Source organism: Sporolactobacillus sp. KGMB 08714, assembly GCF_036598985.1.
In the GTDB taxonomy this organism is placed as follows: Bacteria; Bacillota; Bacilli; order Bacillales; family Sporolactobacillaceae; genus Sporolactobacillus.
Map to the genome: position 1 here is coordinate 1 of NZ_JAUUBW010000028.1, position 18,081 is coordinate 18,081.

19 protein-coding genes and 1 other annotated feature are annotated in these 18,081 nt (G+C 50.2%); of the genes, 18 read left to right on the forward strand and 1 reads right to left on the reverse strand.

What is annotated here, in order from left to right:
- The first annotated feature begins 165 nt into the window (after window positions 1–165).
- The 17 genes from Q6A92_RS12935 (at window position 166) to obgE (ending at window position 15,868) form a co-directional block, all read left to right on the forward strand.
- Window positions 166–549, forward strand: coding sequence for a hypothetical protein (locus Q6A92_RS12935; protein ID WP_332238366.1), 384 nt, complete (start codon window positions 166–168; stop codon window positions 547–549).
- A gap of 329 nt (window positions 550–878) precedes the next feature.
- Window positions 879–2,579, forward strand: coding sequence for a sensor domain-containing diguanylate cyclase (locus tag Q6A92_RS12940; protein ID WP_332238367.1), 1,701 nt, complete (start codon window positions 879–881; stop codon window positions 2,577–2,579).
- Between the two features lie 673 nt (window positions 2,580–3,252).
- On the forward strand, window positions 3,253–4,305 hold the full coding sequence (locus Q6A92_RS12945; RefSeq protein WP_274398099.1) for a hypothetical protein: 1,053 nt from the start codon (window positions 3,253–3,255) through the stop codon (window positions 4,303–4,305).
- Window positions 4,306–4,522: 217 nt separating this feature from the next.
- Complete coding sequence (gene radC, locus Q6A92_RS12950) at window positions 4,523–5,209, forward strand: RadC family protein (protein ID WP_274398098.1); 687 nt, start codon at window positions 4,523–4,525, stop codon at window positions 5,207–5,209.
- A gap of 72 nt (window positions 5,210–5,281) precedes the next feature.
- Entirely contained in the window at window positions 5,282–6,325 is a 1,044-nt protein-coding gene (locus Q6A92_RS12955; RefSeq protein ID WP_274398097.1) for a rod shape-determining protein, read from the forward strand.
- A gap of 37 nt (window positions 6,326–6,362) precedes the next feature.
- Window positions 6,363–7,229 (forward strand): rod shape-determining protein MreC, encoded by an 867-nt coding sequence (gene mreC / locus Q6A92_RS12960; RefSeq protein WP_274398096.1) that lies wholly within the window; start codon window positions 6,363–6,365, stop codon window positions 7,227–7,229.
- Window positions 7,226–7,741 carry a rod shape-determining protein MreD gene (mreD, locus tag Q6A92_RS12965; protein WP_274398095.1) on the forward strand — a complete coding sequence of 172 codons (516 nt, stop codon included), beginning with the start codon at window positions 7,226–7,228 and terminating at the stop codon, window positions 7,739–7,741. The genes mreC and mreD overlap by 4 nt, the downstream gene beginning before the upstream one ends.
- A 97-nt stretch (window positions 7,742–7,838) precedes the next feature.
- Window positions 7,839–8,531: a septum site-determining protein MinC gene (gene minC, locus Q6A92_RS12970; protein WP_332238368.1), complete on the forward strand. Its 693-nt coding sequence runs from the start codon at window positions 7,839–7,841 to the stop codon at window positions 8,529–8,531.
- Window positions 8,532–8,559: 28 nt separating this feature from the next.
- Window positions 8,560–9,357, forward strand: a complete 798-nt coding sequence (minD, locus tag Q6A92_RS12975; RefSeq protein ID WP_274398093.1) for a septum site-determining protein MinD — start codon at window positions 8,560–8,562, stop codon at window positions 9,355–9,357.
- A 174-nt stretch (window positions 9,358–9,531) separates the two neighbouring features.
- The gene (locus Q6A92_RS12980; protein WP_332238369.1) at window positions 9,532–10,347 is read left to right on the forward strand and encodes a M23 family metallopeptidase; all 816 of its coding nucleotides are present in this window, start codon (window positions 9,532–9,534) and stop codon (window positions 10,345–10,347) included.
- Window positions 10,340–11,191, forward strand: a complete 852-nt coding sequence (locus tag Q6A92_RS12985; RefSeq protein WP_274398091.1) for a M50 family metallopeptidase — start codon at window positions 10,340–10,342, stop codon at window positions 11,189–11,191. Before Q6A92_RS12980 ends, Q6A92_RS12985 begins: the two co-directional genes overlap by 8 nt.
- Before the next feature lie 80 nt (window positions 11,192–11,271).
- On the forward strand, window positions 11,272–12,429 hold the full coding sequence (locus Q6A92_RS12990; RefSeq protein ID WP_274398090.1) for a ribonuclease E/G: 1,158 nt from the start codon (window positions 11,272–11,274) through the stop codon (window positions 12,427–12,429).
- A 61-nt stretch (window positions 12,430–12,490) separates the two neighbouring features.
- Window positions 12,491–12,644, forward strand: a sequence feature (ribosomal protein L21 leader region).
- Window positions 12,645–12,659: 15 nt separating this feature from the next.
- A complete protein-coding gene (gene rplU, locus Q6A92_RS12995; RefSeq protein WP_274398089.1) occupies window positions 12,660–12,968 on the forward strand; it encodes a 50S ribosomal protein L21 in 309 nt (102 codons plus the stop codon).
- A gap of 11 nt (window positions 12,969–12,979) precedes the next feature.
- Window positions 12,980–13,336 carry a ribosomal-processing cysteine protease Prp gene (locus tag Q6A92_RS13000; protein ID WP_332238370.1) on the forward strand — a complete coding sequence of 119 codons (357 nt, stop codon included), beginning with the start codon at window positions 12,980–12,982 and terminating at the stop codon, window positions 13,334–13,336.
- Entirely contained in the window at window positions 13,323–13,619 is a 297-nt protein-coding gene (rpmA, locus tag Q6A92_RS13005; protein WP_274398087.1) for a 50S ribosomal protein L27, read from the forward strand. Before Q6A92_RS13000 ends, rpmA begins: the two co-directional genes overlap by 14 nt.
- A gap of 429 nt (window positions 13,620–14,048) precedes the next feature.
- Complete coding sequence (locus tag Q6A92_RS13010; protein WP_274398086.1) at window positions 14,049–14,603, forward strand: Spo0B C-terminal domain-containing protein; 555 nt, start codon at window positions 14,049–14,051, stop codon at window positions 14,601–14,603.
- Window positions 14,585–15,868, forward strand: a complete 1,284-nt coding sequence (obgE, locus tag Q6A92_RS13015; protein ID WP_274398300.1) for a GTPase ObgE — start codon at window positions 14,585–14,587, stop codon at window positions 15,866–15,868. The genes Q6A92_RS13010 and obgE overlap by 19 nt, the downstream gene beginning before the upstream one ends.
- Window positions 15,869–15,926: 58 nt before the next feature.
- Here obgE and Q6A92_RS13020 read toward each other — a convergent pair whose 3' ends face one another.
- Window positions 15,927–16,463 carry a transcription repressor NadR gene (locus tag Q6A92_RS13020; RefSeq protein WP_274398085.1) on the reverse strand — a complete coding sequence of 179 codons (537 nt, stop codon included), beginning with the start codon at window positions 16,461–16,463 and terminating at the stop codon, window positions 15,927–15,929.
- 198 nt (window positions 16,464–16,661) lie between these two features.
- Between Q6A92_RS13020 and Q6A92_RS13025 the strand changes: the two genes are divergently transcribed.
- Window positions 16,662–17,996, forward strand: coding sequence for a LysM peptidoglycan-binding domain-containing protein (locus tag Q6A92_RS13025; protein WP_332238371.1), 1,335 nt, complete (start codon window positions 16,662–16,664; stop codon window positions 17,994–17,996).
- Window positions 17,997–18,081 lie beyond the last annotated feature (85 nt).

Genomic DNA, 18,081 nt, shown 5'->3' on the forward strand with positions numbered 1-18,081 from the left:
GCCGGAAGACCCGCTGATCCGGCCGGAAGGAGAGCCCATTTGGCCGATAGACTTGCTGATCCGGCCGGAAGAAGAGCCCATTTGGCCGATAGACCCGTGAATCCGGCCGGAAGGAGGGCCTATTTGGCCGGAAGACCCGCTGATCCGGCCGGAAGGAGAGCCCATTTGGCCGATAGACTTGCTGATCCGGCCGGAAGAAGAGCTCATTTGGCCGGAAGACCCGCAAATCTGGCCGGAAGGAGCCTCCATTTGGCCGATTTAACGATTGCAAGGAGCAGTTTAACGGTCGTGTCTATTTTAACGGTCGGAGCGCCCGAATTTTCGATCGTTATGCAGAGTTTATCGACCATGAGAGGCAGTTTATCGATCATTTTGGCCGATTTAACGGTTGCAAGGAGCAGTTTAACGGTCGTGTCCATTTTAACGGTCGGAGCGCCCGGATTTTCGGTCGTTATACAGAGTTTATCGACCATAAGAGGCAGTTTATCGATCATTTTGGCCGATTTAACGGTCATTGGGAGCAGTTTAACGGTCGTGTCTCTATTTTAACGGTCGGAGCGCCTGGATTTTCGGTCGTTATGCAGAGTTTAACGGCCGTTACGTGCCGTTGAGCCGAATCAGATGCTGCCGGCAGAGCGCACGCCGCCTCAATTATCTTTTTAAAATGTATATTCGCTGAATAAAGAGAATACAAATGTTTTTTAGTAAGAAAAGCCTTGCAACCTGTTAGTCCGGGTTGTAAGGCTCCTTTTTTAGTAAGAAAAATCAGATGTTTCGAAAAACCTTCCATTATTTATATTATTTTGTTACAATACACTTAGTCAAAAAGTATGAGTTTGATCGGAATGAATCGCACATCTTGACAAAAAAAGGGGGAAGTGCGATTGAATAAAATAAGAGAACGAGCGATAGGACTGATCTGGTTCGTCACGGTTTCTGTTTCTTTTCCGCTTATATACGTGGCTAATCCGCCGAAAAACGATTCCGTTTCCTCGATTCTCACTGTGGGTCTTGTTTTCATGATCACCGCTCTTTTCAGTTTCAAGGTGAAAGGAACGGATATTATTGTTCTTCAGGGAATCGGTCTTGCTGCGTTCCTCATTTTCGGACTGTTTGTCGAGGCCTTAATGACACAATTCGGCATCCTTGTTTATTTGCTGTCCCAACGGATCGGCAGAAACGAAATATATCGCATTCCTCTGAATTCTCTGATGTTCCTTGCGGTCTCCGTCTCTGCTGCCCTCACTTATTACGGGCTTGGAGGAAGAACAGAAGAAATAGGAAGCAGTCTGCTCACCGTAAATCTTATCCCGGTTTTTGGTTATTATCTGGCTTCCTATGTGGTGAATGAGATTTTTTTATATTCTTATCGCAGTTGGTTTCTCCCCGGAACGAGAAAAGTAAAAGTCATCGAAAGAGACAGCGTCTGGGAAATCGCCGCGACTTTTTTGATGATGCCACTCGGAATTGCTTTTTACTACATGTATTCAATCAGAGGCCTGCCCGGGATGTTTATTATTGCAATCCCGATGGTCGCTTTGTCGATGGTCATCCGGAGTATCAGCAGCAGTCAGGAACTGGTCCGCTTTTTACAAAAGGTGAACCATCTTGGGCAGAAGCTGACGGGAGAGCTTTCAGCTGAAAACGTCCTTGATTTGTTTTTTGATCGGGTCCCTGAAATGATCCCGGCCGATTATTTGTACATTGTCAGTTACGCGCAGCCTGATAAACCGAAAATCGTCCGTCTTTACCGGCGGGATGACGGCGGAAATTTTATACCGTTTCAGAAGGAGGCCGATGTCAGCCTTCATGTATATCGTGAAGGCAAACCGGTCATGGGTCTGAAGAATAAAAGCAGCTATCCTTTTCTGCAGGCTCTTTCGGCAGGGAACGCCCGGTCTTTTCTTTCTGTGCCGATGATATATCACGACCAGGTCATCGGTGTCCTGACCCTTGCTTCCGACATGAACAAAGCCTACACTAAGACCAATCGCATCGGTATAGAGATTATCGGTGACTTTCTCGCCATTGCACTTGAAAACGCCCGTAACTTTGAAATACGGAAAAAAGAAAGCGAAAGGTGCCCCCTGACCGATCTTTACAACTACAGATATCTGATGAAGGCGCTGACGCGTATTTTCAGTGATCCTGCATCGGCGGTTTTTTCCATTATCATGATGGACATTGATAATTTTAAGGCGGTGAACGATACATTCGGTCATCAAAACGGCAACGCCGTACTGATCGGCGTTGCCGACAGGCTTCGCAGGACGGTTGGGAACAAAGGGATCATTGCCCGTTATGGAGGGGAGGAATTTACGGTTATTTTGCCGGAAATGGATCAGAATCTCTGCTTTGCGATGGCGGAATCGATCCGGCAGGCGGTCGCCTCCGAACCCTTCATGATCTATATTGAGAATGAACGCCGTTACAAGCAGATCAGAATTACGATCAGTCTGGGGACGTCGACCGCACCCCTGGATGCCGAAGATCCGACGGAACTGATTAACAATGCCGATCATGCGATGTATGCCGGCGCTAAGCGCAAGGGGAAAAACCGCGTCGCCCGCTTTGTTTAACGGGCCGTTTCATAGTAATATTAAGGTCTTTGATTTAGTTATAACGCGATGATACATTCGAATCATTTCTCTGCTACCCATCATTTACCCATACCCATCATTCATTTTTGAATCCTTCCACCGGACGTACCGAGCGGATCCGTTATCTGTATAGTATAGCGTTTGTATTGGCTGATGCCGGATCTTAACTGGATCGAAGAAAGCAGTGAAAATTGTGGCGCTTTTTTGTTCGACGGCCATCGACTTTGTTTTACAATCTTCTCTGCACCCGGAAGCTATTTCCCGCGAAATAGCGAACGAAAAAGCCGGCCTCCCTCTGTTTACGGGCCGTGCAGCCGGGCAATCATCGGTAAAAGGCTCCATCCGTCAGCAACGTGCCGGCATCAATTAACATTTTTAGGACAATACGTGTAATCATCGGAACTTAATCCGTTTTTTAAAACCGGCAGCGGCCGTTCATTTGCGAATAATCGCGACGATCATCTAAGGAATTGTCAAAATTCAGGAGCATTTGATCAGACTGGATGTACAGGATGAATGAGCGTATTCTGTAAAATAACAGCGAAAAAAAAAGGAAGCGAGACGACATAGGTCTCGTCCTTTTTTGTCTGCTCTATGCTATCCTTTATCGGAAGAAATCCTGTTTTCCGTCTCGACGAAAGGAGAAATGGATTTGGACGATCAGAAAAAAAAGTCGCCGCAGGTAATCATTCGGTTCAATGGAGAAAAGCATACGCTTGAAGAATGGGCAAAGCGGGAAACGGCTGCGGATAAAGAAAAAGATTTGGACTGGAGCCGTGCCTTTCCAAAGAATCCGGATACTGCCGATAGAGACGACAGCATATATAAGCATCATAAGGCAAATCGGACTGAACCTTACTTTCATATCGGGCGCATGTTCGGCCGGAGGAAAACAAATTGGCTTCCGGGCCGAAGAGCGATCCGCGGAACGCTTTATACGGTCAGATACTTCTGGCTTCCGGCGGCGGCGGCCGTTATTGTCGGCCTGTCAATCGGCCTGTCAATGCTGCTTGTTTTTACCGGGCAGAACCGGCCGGAACAGGCAGCCTGGACGTCCGGGACCGTTCGTTCATCGACTGCGGGGTCATCGCTTTCTTCTCCCCTTACACAGCGGAGCCTCGCCCTTTCCGTCTACGTAGTTCAGACAGGCGTCTATACAACGCAGACGGCCGCCGGACAGGCTGCGTCGCGGCTCAGAAATGAAGGCGTAGCAGCCGTCACTTTTAACCAGGGCAATGCGGATATTTTCATAAGTGCCGCTTCGACGGCTTCCGGGGCCGCAAAATTAGCCGGATATTTTAAAAATCAGGGGATACCGGTATACCAGAAAAACGTTCAGTTCAGTGCATCAGCGAATCCGGCAGTCTTAAAGGACAGCCGCACGGCTTCTTTTGCCGCTCGCGGCAGGGCTCTGGTACAGGAGCTGCTTCAGATCTCGGAAGAAGCCGCCGGCAATCGGTTTTTCCCTTCCAGTCAAGCAGTTGCCCAAATGGACAGGCTTCTTAAAGATTGGAAACTGCCGGCCGCCGGTGCCTTAAGCGGCAGCAACAGGCAAACGGCCGTTAATTTTCAGAAGAGCGTTAATACGGCTGCGAGCAGGGCGCGTGCGATGCGGGCAAAGGGAACGGGCGCGACTTTTAACAGCTACCAGCAGTCTCTTCTCGAGGCAATTATGTCATATCGCGATCTGATCGGAAAAGAATGATCCGAACTGGAAATAAGTAATAAGACATGTTTTTGAATTATATTGTCATAAATGAGAAAATCCCGTCGAAAATAGATAAAGACAGCGATAGAAATGATCTTTTTCCATATTTTTCTCTCTGCAGGAATCTGCCGGAAGAGGTATGTTAGAACCAAACAGCAGCGGCACGGATTGCCGGGGAAGGAGGCAATCTGCCTGGCGGAGGGAGAATCGATCGATGAGTGAACACGTGATGATGAAAGATGTACCGAATGAGGAGCGGCCGAGAGAACGGCTGATCCGCGAGGGAGCAAATTCGCTGTCGAACCGGGAACTGCTGGCCATTATCCTCCGATCGGGGACCAAAAACGAGTCGGTGCTCCGGCTTTCGGAACGGCTCATCAGCCATTTCGAAGGGCTGGATCTTCTGAGGGACGCCAGCGTTGAAGAACTGAGAAAGGTCCGGGGCATCGGGACGGCCAAAGCGGTTCAGCTGCTCGCCAGTTTTGAAGTGGGCAGGCGTATGGCCCGGCTGCGCACCGAAGCGCACTATACCGTTCGTTCCCCTGAAGACGGGGCCAATTTTGTTATGGAAGAAATGCGGGTGCTGAAACAGGAGCATTTCATCGCCCTTTTTCTGAACACCAAAAACCAGGTCCTTCATAAAACAACGATCTTCATCGGCAGCCTTAACTCGTCGATTGTCCATCCCCGCGAGGTGTTCAAAGAAGCGGTCAGGCGTTCGGCGGCAGCGATCATTTGCTTTCACAATCATCCGAGCGGCGATCCGTCGCCGAGCCGGGAAGATATTGAGGTTACAAAGAGGCTGGTTTCATGCGGGAGAATATTAGGCGTTGACGTGCTTGATCACATCGTGATCGGAGATCGAAAATTTGTCAGCCTTAAGCAAAAAGGTATGATGTAGCTCTATGTTTTTAAGAATAACTAATATATAATTAATGTTATGAGTTTCGCAAGTTGAAGGGAGATTACATAGATGTTTGGCGGATTTTCAAAGGATATGGGGATAGACCTCGGAACAGCGAACACGCTGGTTTACGTTAAAGGAAAGGGTGTCGTTGTCAGAGAGCCGTCCGTTGTAGCATTGCATACAGATACGGGAGTTATCGAGGCTGTCGGCAGCCCCGCTAAAAATATGATCGGCAGAACACCCGGCAATATAGTCGCCGTCCGTCCGATGAAAGACGGCGTCATCGCCGATTTCGATACGACGGCAACCATGATGAAATACTTTATCAATGAGGCGCAGAAACAGCGCTCGATGTTTTCGCGCAGGCCGAATGTGATGGTCTGTGTACCGTCGGGAATTACGGCTGTGGAGAAGCGGGCGGTGGAAGATGCCACCAAACAGGCAGGCGCAAGAGAAGCGTATACGATTGAGGAACCCTTTGCCGCCGCAGTAGGTGCGGATCTCCCGGTCTGGGAACCGACCGGCAGTATGGTGGTCGATATCGGCGGCGGAACGACGGAAGTCGCAATCATTTCACTGGGCGGCATCGTCACCAGCCAGTCGATCCGGGTTGCCGGAGACGATATGGACGAAGCGATTATTCAATACATTAAGAAGACGTACAATCTGATGATCGGTGAACGGACGTCGGAAAATTTAAAAATTCAGATCGGCTCGGCCGGCCATTCCGATGAGATCGAAAGCACTTCGATGGAAATACGCGGGCGCGATCTTTTAACAGGACTGCCGAAAACCATTGAAGTCACGGGGAAAGAGGTTGCCTCGGCGCTGAAGGATACAGTAAATCAGATTATTGAGGCTGTGAAAGTGACACTTGAAAAAACGCCTCCGGAACTTGCGGCGGATATCATGGACAGAGGCATTGTACTGACGGGCGGCGGTGCGCTCCTGAACAATCTCGATCATGTGCTGAGCGACGAGACCAAGATGCCGGTGGTGGTTGCGGAGAACCCTCTGGACTGCGTAGCCATCGGTACCGGCCGTTCCTTGGAAAATCTGCATCTTTTTCGTTCAAAATCGAGGATAACCGCATCCTCAAGCAGAAAATAACTCTGAAAATCAATGTAACGACTGAGCAGGTGTATTCATGCCTTCATTTTTTTCAAACAAAAAACTGATTGTTCTTCTTGCAAGCCTTGTCGTTTTGATTGTGCTGATCAGTTACTCGTTCAGGCAGGGAACCAAATCGTCATGGCCGGAACAATTTGTGCAGGACACGGTAGGATGGTTTCAATATGTGATGAATGTGCCCGCTCAATATGCAGCGGGTTTCTTTCAGAATGTCGGTGATATCAGCAATGCGTATAAAGAGAATCAGAAACTGAAGGCGGACCTGGCCGACTATGCGCGGGTCGAACAGGAGAACAGGGATATTACCCAGAGATACAATGACTTGAAGAAACTGATGAAAATAGAAAACAGTGCCGATCTTTTCGATTATACAAAGCATACAGCTCTTGTGATCGGACGTTCCTACGATCAATGGAATCAGATTGTGACGGTAGATAAAGGCCGGATTGACGGAATCCGTACCGGAATGCCGGTGGTCGCTCCCGGCGGACTGATCGGCACGGTCTCCCGGACAGGGAATTTTACCAGCGAAATTTCCCTTATTTCCGATAATCAGAATGTCAATCAAATTTCCGCAATCATTCAGAATACAAAAATTTACGGAATGATTGAAGGATTCGACGCGACGAAGGGGCGGCTTTTGTTTCAGAAAATCCCACTCAGTTCAAACATAAAAAAAGGCCAGATTGTCACCACATCCGGACTTAGTGACATGTATCCCGCCGGTTTATTGATCGGCACCGTGACTTCTGTTTCGACGGATCAATACGGCCTGACAAAAGCTGCCGAGGTGAAACCTTCTGCAAATCTCAATGACCTGACTTCTGTCGTCATTATTGAGCGAAAGGCGAAAACGCCTGGTTCTGGAGGGACACTTAATTGAAACAGCTGAAACTTTTTATTATTTTATTTCTGCTTTTTCTTATTCAGGGAACGATTCTGACCCGCCTTCCAATCGGGACAATCTGGAAGTCTGTTCAGATTGTTCCTGATTTTTTGTTTGTTGCTCTGCTTATGATTTCTTTTTTTGCCGGAAGCAGTCTGGCGATGCGATATGCCGTTTTCTTCGGCTTACTGACCGATCTCGTCTATACATCGGTGATCGGGGTCTATGCATTCAGCATGACACTGGCCGTCTATTTGGTTTCTTCCGCCGCCCGCTGGCTGAATCTGAATACGATGACTGTTGTGCTGCTGGCGGGACTCGGCGTCTGCCTGCTTCAGGCCGAGGTGTATCTGATCTATTTGGCGATCGGGCTGACTGCTCAGCCGCCGCTCGATTTTCTTCGGTGGCGCCTTCCGGCGACGTTCCTGCTCAATGCTGCTTTCGCGTTAGTAATCTATTATCCGTTCCATCATTTTCTGCAAGGCATGACCAAGCTGGAAAATAAATAGAATGCCGGCTCTCCGCTTTCATCTGAAGCGGAATGGTTAAAAGAAGGATTTCCTGTACTTCTTATTGAATTCAATCATATCGAGGTGAAAAATCCCGATGTCAGTCAGACAGTCTCTTGTCACGATGAAAGGAAGAAAAGACGGGCTTGTACTGGTCATGGACGATGCCTGCGCCTATGAAGCGCTGCTTCAGGAATTAAAAGAAAAATTGTCGGTTAATCAGCATCTTTACAGGGAAGGCCCCGTGACTTCGGTCAAGGTCCAGGTCGGAAACCGCTACATCAGCGAATCCCAGCGTTCGGAACTGACGGCGATCATCCGCTCGTTTGATCACCTGAAAGTTGATGATATTCAGTCCAATGTGCTGACACGTGAAGAATTTGAAGCGGAAAAGTCGAAAGAAAAAATTGTTTCTGTGGCGAGAATGATCCGGTCAGGTCAGGTTCTCTCGGTAGAGGGCGATTTGCTGCTGATCGGCGATGTGAACCCGGGAGGCGTTGTTTCGGCGACCGGCAATATTTTTGTGCTCGGGGCACTTCGAGGAATCGCCGTTGCAGGAACGCAGGGAAATGAGCGGAATGCGGTGATCGCGGCTTCGATCATGCAGCCGACACAGTTGAAAATCGGGCGGGTCATCAGCAGAACCGAGGAAGAGCCCGCTAATGAAATGAAAAACGACCACGTGCTGGAGTGCGCTTATCTTGATTCGTCTGTCGACAAGATCGTGATCGACCGTCTCCACACTGTTTTGAAAAAAAGGCATTTGTCTTTATTGCTTACGAAACCTTAAATCTTTATAAAGTAGAGAGGTGTTAACTATGGGGGAAGCAATCGTTATAACTTCGGGCAAGGGCGGTGTCGGCAAGACAACAACATCTGCAAATATCGGGACGGTTCTGGCGCTGCAGGGCAAAAAGGTGTGCCTTGTGGATACAGATATCGGTCTGCGTAATTTAGATGTCGTTATGGGACTTGAGAACCGTATCATCTACGATCTTGTCGATGTGGCTTACGGGCGGTGCAAATTAAATCAGGCGCTCGTAAAAGACAAGCGTTTTGACTGCCTTGATCTGCTTCCGGCTGCGCAGACAACAGATAAAAATTCTGTAAAGCCTTCGGAAATGAAAAAGATGGTCGATGAATTGAAAGCGGACTTTGACTACGTGATCATCGACTGCCCGGCCGGCATCGAACGCGGCTTTCAGAATGCAGTGGCCGGTGCGGATCATGCGATTGTAGTTACGACTCCCGAAATATCGTCGGTCCGTGATGCGGATCGAATCATCGGCCTGCTGGAACAGGAAAAAGGAATCACCCCCCCGCGCTTAATTATAAATCGCATCCGTCAGCACATGATTAGAAGCGGAGGAATGCTTGATATTGACGAAATCATGAATATTCTGGCTATTGATCTGCTCGGCATTGTTGTGGATGATGAGAATGTGATTTCTTCGGCAAACAAAGGGGAACCGATTGCCCTCGACCCTTCTTCAAAGGCGGCGCAGGCCTACCGCAACATCGGGCGGCGCATTCTCGGCGAAACCGTTCCTTTAATGGTCATTGAAGAAAAAAGCGGGTTTCTTCATAAGTTCAAAAGTTTGCTCGGTATGAGATAAACGGGGATAATCAGCGAATGTAGCGAAACCGCTGCCATGGGAAGATCTTTTCCGAAAACGGCAGCGGTTTTTTCATGCATCCGTCATTAGAAAACTGAGAATCGGACGGGTTCGAAGAACGGATTCTGCCGCGGTTATTTCTGAACGATCATAATTCTTCCGGAGCCGCATAAAATGTTTAAAAAAGGACAAGCGGGAAGGAAGAAGGAAATGAATGGTTACGATGAATATCGAAGAAGGCATCGGGAACGAAGCAGGAGAACCCTTCAGACGATACGTCCGTCCGGACTGCCGCCGGTACGCGATCTCGGCAGCCCTTACGACCGGTACGGTCCGTCGCCGGGCACCGGAAAAGATCGGCGCCGGTCCGTGTCACTTGCCCGTCGTCTGCTGATCCAGAGCCTGATCTCCGCTCTCCTTTTCTCATCGGTCTATTGGATTGAACAGAATAAGAACGCACGTCTGCTTCCCGCCAAACAATCTATTGTAACGGCGCTGACTCAGGAATTTCAGTTCACTGCCGTCTCCGATTGGTATGAAAAAAATCTGGGGCAGCCCATCAGTTTTCTTCCCGATTTATTAAACGGAAATAAAGGGAATCAGACAGCTTCCGGATCTTCTTCCAATAGTAAGAACGGCGCTTTTGCCGAACCGGTGACCGGCCAGCTGCAGGATCATTTTAATAAACAGACAAACGGGATTACGGTTTCGACGTCGCCGAATTCGACCGTCGAAGCCGCTAAGGACGGATTGGTCGTGTTCGTCGGCCAGAAAAGCAAAATAGGCAAGACGGTTATTATACAGCATCAGAACAGTGACGAATCATGGTACGGGGAGCTGAATCAGGCTAATGTCAAGGTTTATGATTTTGTCAAACAGGGTCAGAAAATAGGAACGACAGGCGGCAGCGGCAAGCGGGGAACGTTTTATTTTGCTCTGAAGAAAGGACAGAAGTTTATCGATCCTATCCAGGTGATGTCTTTTGATTAATTTTCTGATTTCAAAGAAAATCAGAATTCACCCGTTGTTTTGGCTGGTCATTGCGGCAGGAATTGTGACGGGCCGCTTTTGGGAAACGGCGATCGCTTTTACCCTTGTTCTGATTCATGAGTGCGGACATGCTGCTGCAGCTCTTTACTTCGGCTGGCATCTCACCTCGATCGAACTGCTGCCCTTTGGCGGCGTAGCCAAAATTGATGAAGAGGAGGAGCATTCTTTTAAACAGGAGTGCCTGGTTGTCCTGGCCGGGCCGCTTCAGCATGTTTGGCTGCCTCTCCTTTCTCCGGTCCTGTCCGCGCTGCCGTTCTGGAACGGAACCATGCATCAATTGTTTATCGATCAGAACAACGCTCTGCTGTTTTTCAACATGCTGCCGATCTGGCCCCTGGACGGCGGCAGGCTGCTTCATCTATTTCTGCAGAAAAATGTCCCGTTCAAACCGGCGTATGAAAAGGTGCTTCTGTTCTCGCTGGTGTCACTGATTTTGTTCAGCCTGATTATTTTGTATTTTTTCCCGTTTTCAGCGAACTTGTGGGTTGTTATTCTGTTTATTTTAGTGTCTCTTTATAATGAACGCCGTATCCTTTCCTTTCGTTTTCTTCGTTTTCTGCTGGCTGTTTCGCGCAGAAAAAGGCCGTGTTCAAAAGTCAGGACGCTGATGGTTCAACCGGACATGCCGATTCCCGCCGTTCTTTTGAAGTTTTACAAGAATTCCGAACACCGGATAAAAGTTGAAGGAAACATCCGAAAAACGATCGACGGAAAGGCTCTGGCCACCGCTTATTTCAGCGGGCTTTCCGCGGGGACGACCATCGATGAATACGTGCCTGAATGATTGCCCGAATGCCGGATGCATTGCGCCTGCTCCCGATTTTTGCGATAATTATCTGAAAGGGCGGGAGAAAAGGTGATTCTGTGCGTGAAGAAAGCTATACAATTGTTGTTGATAAAGAAGAAAAGGGCGTTCGTGCCGCTTTTCTGAAAAATAACGATGTGCTCTCTTTTTATTTCCGGCCGTTTTCGCGACAGGTCGGCGCGGGCGATATTTGTCTGGGGAAAGTAACCGGCGACCGGCTTCGCCAGGTGGGCTGGTTCATGGACCTGGGACACGGGCGGAGCGGATTCCTGCCCGCCAATAAGATCGTATCCCGCCGTCAGCCGGAGCCCGGAGAATTCCGCATCGTCCAGATTGAAAAAGAGGAGAGTGCCGGGAAAACGGCAGGGCTCACGGAACAGATTCAGATCATCGGCAAAGGAATTATTTATCTGCCCTTCGGCCGCTATATCGCTGTTTCACATAAAATCAGCGAACATCGCGATCTTTTTCGGGAACGGGCCTCGGAATGGTGCGTTTCTCCCGAAGGTGCGATTGTACGGACAATGGGTGCACGGATGGATGTCGGCCGGCTTCATAATGAGTTCCAGAAACTTAAAGCACGATGGAGAAAAATCAGTGAAGACGGCGGCCGGATGAACCGCCCCGGGTTAATCAGACGGCAGCTGTCCTTTATCGCCTGGATTTTAAACGAAAATCATTTTCCGGCGTCCTGTACTGTCTACACCAATCTGCTTCTTGATGATACCGGCCTCCCGGATCATGTATCGGTCAACTATCAGCCGGACGGGAACAATCTCTTTGCCCGGCATAATCTAAACGGCGTTTTTGAGGCGTCGCTGCGTCCGCTTGTCCCGCTTCACGGCGGCGCGTCGCTGATCATTGATTACACCGAAGCACTGACGGCGATCGATGTGAACTCCGGATCGGCGCCGTTCCGGCAAGGATGGAAGGCCACGGCTCTGGATATTAACCGGTCGGCCGCGCGTGAGATTGCCAGACAGCTTCGGCTCAGAGAAATAGGCGGCATGATTGTCGTTGATTTTCTGCATCTGAACGACAGCAGCAGCCGGGAGAAAGTCCTGGAATATCTGAAAGCCGCGGTTCGTGACGATCCGGCCACTGTAAAGATTTTCGGCTATACAAAACTTGGATTGGTTGAACTGACGAGAAAGAGGCGGCGGTACGGATTAATGGACCGCGTGATCGAACGGCAGAGACAGGAAGAATATCGTTGACAAAACACGGAAAACTGTGATAAAATGCCTCTGTCATGTTTAAAAATGACAGAAAGGGAGCCTCTCGCTCCAACCGCACAAAAAAGGTAAAAGCATTCCTGTCCAAAGGACGGAAGGAAGAAAAAAACGTGCGGCAACCTGCTGCACGGCCGGTGTCTTTTGGCATTTACTAAAAGCCTCGGGGCTGCCTTGTTTTGGCGAGTCTGAGATCATAAAGGAGGTGCATTCGAATGTACGCAATCATTGAAACGGGCGGAAAACAGCTGAAGGTTGAAGAAGGCAAGTCGATTGTTGTTGAAAAGCTTGCGGCTGAAGCCGGCGATACGGTGACTTTTGACAAGGTGCTTTTCATCGGCGGCGAGGAGATTAAAGTCGGGGCTCCGACGGTGGAAGGTGCCAGTGTCACTGCTAAAGTCGTTGAACAGGGCCGTGACAAAAAAATCATTATCTTCAAATTCAAGAAGAGAAAACATTACCGCCGCAAACAGGGGCATCGTCAGCCGTTTACGAAAGTCACGATTGAAAAGATCAACGCGTAAGGGTGAGAAATATGATCATCCTGACGGTCGATCGCAATCGTAAGCGGGAAATTACTGCTTTTAAATTAACCGGACATGCCGGCAGCGGGCCTTATGGTTATGACCTTGTCTGCGCGGCAGTTTCCGCCGTTTCGTTCGGTGCTTTAAATGCCGTCGAGTCGCTGACGGGGACCAGAATGAAAGTACGTCAGGCGGAACAGGGCGGTTTTCTGGAATGCACTTGTCCTGAAGATGCCGCAGAGGATGTCCGGAATAAAACGCAGCTGATTCTGGAAGCGATGCTCGTGTCCATGAAGACAATTGAAACGTCTTACGGAGATTATATAAAAATTCATGATGAGGGAGGTGCCGGACATGCTGAAACTTGATCTGCAGTACTTTTCATCTAAAAAAGGTGTCGGCAGCACAAAGAACGGGCGCGATTCGATCTCAAAGCGTCTCGGCGCCAAGCGGGCGGACGGCCAGCTTGTAACGAGCGGTTCCATCCTGTTCCGTCAGCGCGGTACGAAGATTTATCCGGGTACAAATGTCGGCCGCGGCGGAGACGATACGTTGTTTGCCAAAGCAGACGGAATTGTGAAATTTGAGAAATTCGGCCATGACCGCAAGAGGGTCAGTGTTTATCCGGTAGAAGCCGTTAAGGAAGCGTGATTGCGCTGCTCTATGGTTGACGGCCTGACAGGGCCCCAAAGAGAATCAATATAATGAAACGGCGGGTGTTTTTTGCGTGTGCAAAGATCGCCCGCTGTTTTTTGTACAGAAGAATTGAAGCTGACCGGCATGATCCTTCTTTATCTGTCTCTGTGAGCATGTCTGCGGCTCATCCGGGGATCAGTCCGGGCGAGGTCTTCCGAATGGAGACTATGAGGCTTCCGACCCTATCCGGGATGCCCCCTCGATCCTGAGGCGATTCTTTCCGAGTTTAAGACGAACCGGGAGTGCCTTCCTATCGGGCCTGTGGGTACAGCGTTCATGCGCCGACGGATTATACGGAGAGCGATCATGGGCTCGGGTTATCCGGTGACCCGTTTTTTCTGTTATACTAAAGGGCAAGGTATGGCCGGGGAGGGCGAGAAGCCAATGTTTGATGAAAAGACGGGAGTCAAATTGATCGGTTCTGCCAGACATGTGCTGCTCAACGATCTGCAGCTGATCAAAGGCTATCTTTATATGCGGCAGCCGGAGAAAGCGAATTCGGTCATGGACCGGATGACGGATTATCTACGGAATCAGGCCCGTCTCTCTCATCTGCAGATTCCCAAATGCACCTTTTTTCTTATAACCTACGGCTGGGCTTCTCATCCGTTTCAGCTTTCTCTTGAAGTTGACGGTCCCGAGAAAAATCTTGGGCGGCACGATCAGGCGCTGACGGAGTTTTTTCAGGAACTGCTTTTTCTTTTTGAAGAGCAGGACCTGGAAACGACGGATAATTTTGTCAAAATCCGCTTTGAGACCGGGGACCCGGAGGTAGACATTCAAATCGTACATACGGGAAAACTGGCCGATGCAAGGGAAGCGGAGGAAAAGCTTATGGCAATAAAACTGAATCAATCGCTGGAATGGGTCAAACACTATATAACAAATAGCCGTGTCGGTGGAAGGACGAGGTGGGTCATTTGTTTGTCGATCAAGTAACCGTGTACGTCAAAGGCGGAGACGGCGGTAATGGAATGGTTGCCTTCAGGCGCGAAAAATATGTGCCCGACGGCGGTCCGGCCGGCGGGGACGGCGGAAAAGGAGCGGATGTCGTTTTTGAAGTAAACGAAGGCTTGCGGACGCTGATGGATTTCCGTTACAAGCGTCATTTCAAAGGGGAAAGAGGGGAGAACGGCAAGCCGAAAAATCAGTACGGCAGGAACGCGAAAAATCTGACTGTGCTTGTTCCCCCGGGAACGATCATTCACGACAGCCGGACGGGCGAAATGCTTGCGGACCTGACTGAAAACGGGCAGCAGGCGGTCGTTGCGAAAGGGGGAAGAGGCGGCAGAGGCAATTCCCGTTTTGCGACGGCGGCCAATCCGGCTCCCTACATCTCGGAGAATGGCGAGCCCGGCGAGGAACGGGAGATCCGGCTTGAACTGAAGCTGCTTGCAGACGCCGGCATAGTCGGCTTTCCGAGCGTCGGGAAATCGACATTGCTCGCTGCAGTTACCTCTGCGAAACCGAAAATTGCCGCTTATCATTTTACAACGCTCGTTCCCAATCTGGGCGTCGTTGCTCTTGGGGAAGGGCAGAGCTTTGTCATTGCCGATCTGCCGGGACTGATCGAAGGCGCGAGCCAGGGTGCGGGACTCGGCTATCAGTTCCTGCGTCATATTGAACGGACGCGGGTGATTATTCATGTTGTCGATATGTCGGGCAGCGAGGGACGGGATCCGTATGAAGATTTTAAAAAAATAAATGAGGAATTGAAAAGTTATCAGTGGCGTTTGCTCGAACGCCCGCAGATCGTCGCCGCAAGTAAAATGGATATGCCGGAGGCACAAAAAAATCTGGACCGTTTTGTCGGGAAAATCGGAAAAAATATTCCTGTCTGCCCGGTTTCCTCCGTGACCCGTTCCGGCCTGGGTACACTGATGAATAAAGTTTACGAGCTGATTGAAAAAACACCGCCGTTTCCGCTTGAGGACGCGCATAAGGAGGAACATCCGTCTGTTTACCGGCCGGAACAGCCCGAGAAACCTTTTATGATCACGAAAGATAAAGACGGGATCTTTAATGTGTCCGGTCCGAAAGTGGAGCTGCTGTTCAAAATGACGAATTTTCATCATGATGAAGCGATTCGTCGTTTCGCAAGGCAGCTGCGCAGCATGGGGGTGGATGACGCCCTGCGGAAAAAAGGAGTCGAGGAAGGCGACACGGTTCGCATCCTGGACTATGAATTTGAATATACAGATTGATTTCCTGCCGGAAACGAGCGGGTCCGCAAGATCCGCCCGCTTCCGGCAAAAAAGCGGGTTATAGTAAATAACCCGCTTTTTTTAATAAACGGACGGCAGCATCCAGGCGGTCATTCGAAAGGGCTTCCAACCTGTGCAGGTGGACGCCGCCCGTCAGCGATGAAAGTAGCGCCGCACCTGTCTGTTTCATCTTGCCGATAAAACGGTCGACATCCATCCGATTGCGGATCATCAGAGAGCCGGTGATTTCCCCGTAAAACGGATGCTCGACAGTGACGTCGACAACCGTCACGCCGCAGTCGACGATCAGATTCAGCTCATTTTCCGTCTGCTGCATGGTATGCCTGCAGGCAATCGTCCGTGTCTTCATTTCCGATTGCGGTTTTGCCAGGAAAAGATATCCTTGCGACGTCGCTATAATCGGATATTCTTTCGCCTTGAGCAGGGAGATATCCTGAACGATGACCTGGCGGCTGACATTCATCTGTTCGGCCAGTTCGCTTCCCGTGACCGGCTCCGATGATTGCCGTAAACGTTCAAGAATCATTTTTCGCCGTTCGTTCCCGGATCGGCGTTTCACTTTTGTCTGGGCCATGGTTAACACTCCGCAATCATTGTTTGTTTTTCATTATAATCATTTTTCGGGAATTCTGCACGCCGCGCGCCGTCCACGGCCGGACGAAGAATAAAGGCATCGCGCCTTTTCCGGGCGAACGCTCTTTTCGGTAAAGAGTGGCAAAACGCCCAGCCGTGCCATATATATAGAATGACTTTCACAGGAGGGATGGAAACCGTGAAATTGTATGTTGTTCAAAAAGACGACACGATGGCGGAAATTGCGCGCAAACACGGTATGACCGTTGATGAGTTCAGAAAGATGAATACAGGATTGACAGACGAAAGAATGGTTCAGGGAATGAAAGTAAAAGTGGCTGTCGGCAAGCAGCCTTTAAAACTTTCGGAGCAGGAAATCCGTTCGGAAAAGACGAAGCAGCCGCTGAAAGCACAGCCCCCGCAGAAACAGGCAGCCGCTCAGAATCAGCCGAAGCCGGCTGCCGCGCCGATTGCCAAGCCGAAAGCGCCTGCCGCTTCTCAGAAAATGAATGTAACCCCGTCGAATGTTCAAAGTGTGAAAAAACCGGCCGCTCCCGCCGCCGTAAAAAGCGAAGGAATCGCGGTTAAGGCGGCGCAAGAAACGGATTTTTCAAAAGTATTTTATCCAAAGGAAAGCCAGTATCCGATGACCGGAGAGATGTCGGGCTACTGGAATCAGCCGGCCGCGGCCGCACCGTCGGCAGCTGCCGGAAAACAGCCTTATGCTTCTGCTGCCCCGGAGGGCTATCCGGGTATTCCTGCCGGCCCGGCGCCGCAAATGGCTCCGTACTATCCTCCGGGTCCGGCTTATCAGGAAAGTCCCTCGAGTCCGTATTATCCGGCATCCGCCGCCCCGGGCTATCCGGAAAATCCTGCCGGCCCGCTGGCACAGACGGCTCCGTATTATCCGCTGAACCCGGCTTCACAGGTTTCTCCGAATCCGTATTATTCGCCCGAACCGGTTGAGAATCCGGCAATTAATCCGGCTTCACAGGTGAACCCGTACGCTCCGGCAGTAAATGGAAATGCCGCAAAGCCGTATCATCCTGCGGTGCAGGGCCAATCGGCGAAACCGGTGAAGGGTCCGGCGCCGCAAGTGAGTCCTTCTTTATTTTCGCAACAGCCCATAAAGGTGGATCAGCCGTACACGCCGGCAACAGGTTCCGGTGCTCCGAATCCGGCAGCTTCACCGTGGACGAATCCTCAGATGCCGGGTCCGGTGACCGCGCCTGCGTTTCAGGAACAAGGCCCGCCGCTTCAGGCTTTCCCGAAAGCGGGTAAAGCAATCCCGTATGATCCGTCAGCAATCGCCGGCTATCCGTTTCCTTATATGCCGGGTTTTAAAAAACCGGGACCGCCCTGTGGATGCGGCGGACCTGCCGATCCGTCGCTTTATCCGCCCTATTCGCCGTTCGGCCCGCCGCCCGTCAGCTATTACGGAGGGAATCAGCCTCCGCAGCCGGTGACCCATAATGCCGCGGCAGCGCCGGCTTACCAGCAAGGGCCGCCGAACGTGCCGCAAAAAAAGAAATAAAGCAGAGCTATTTTACAAAATATGTAAATTTAACGGTAAAAATTCATAAGCGTAAAACCCGCTCCCATCACACATGATAATTTTG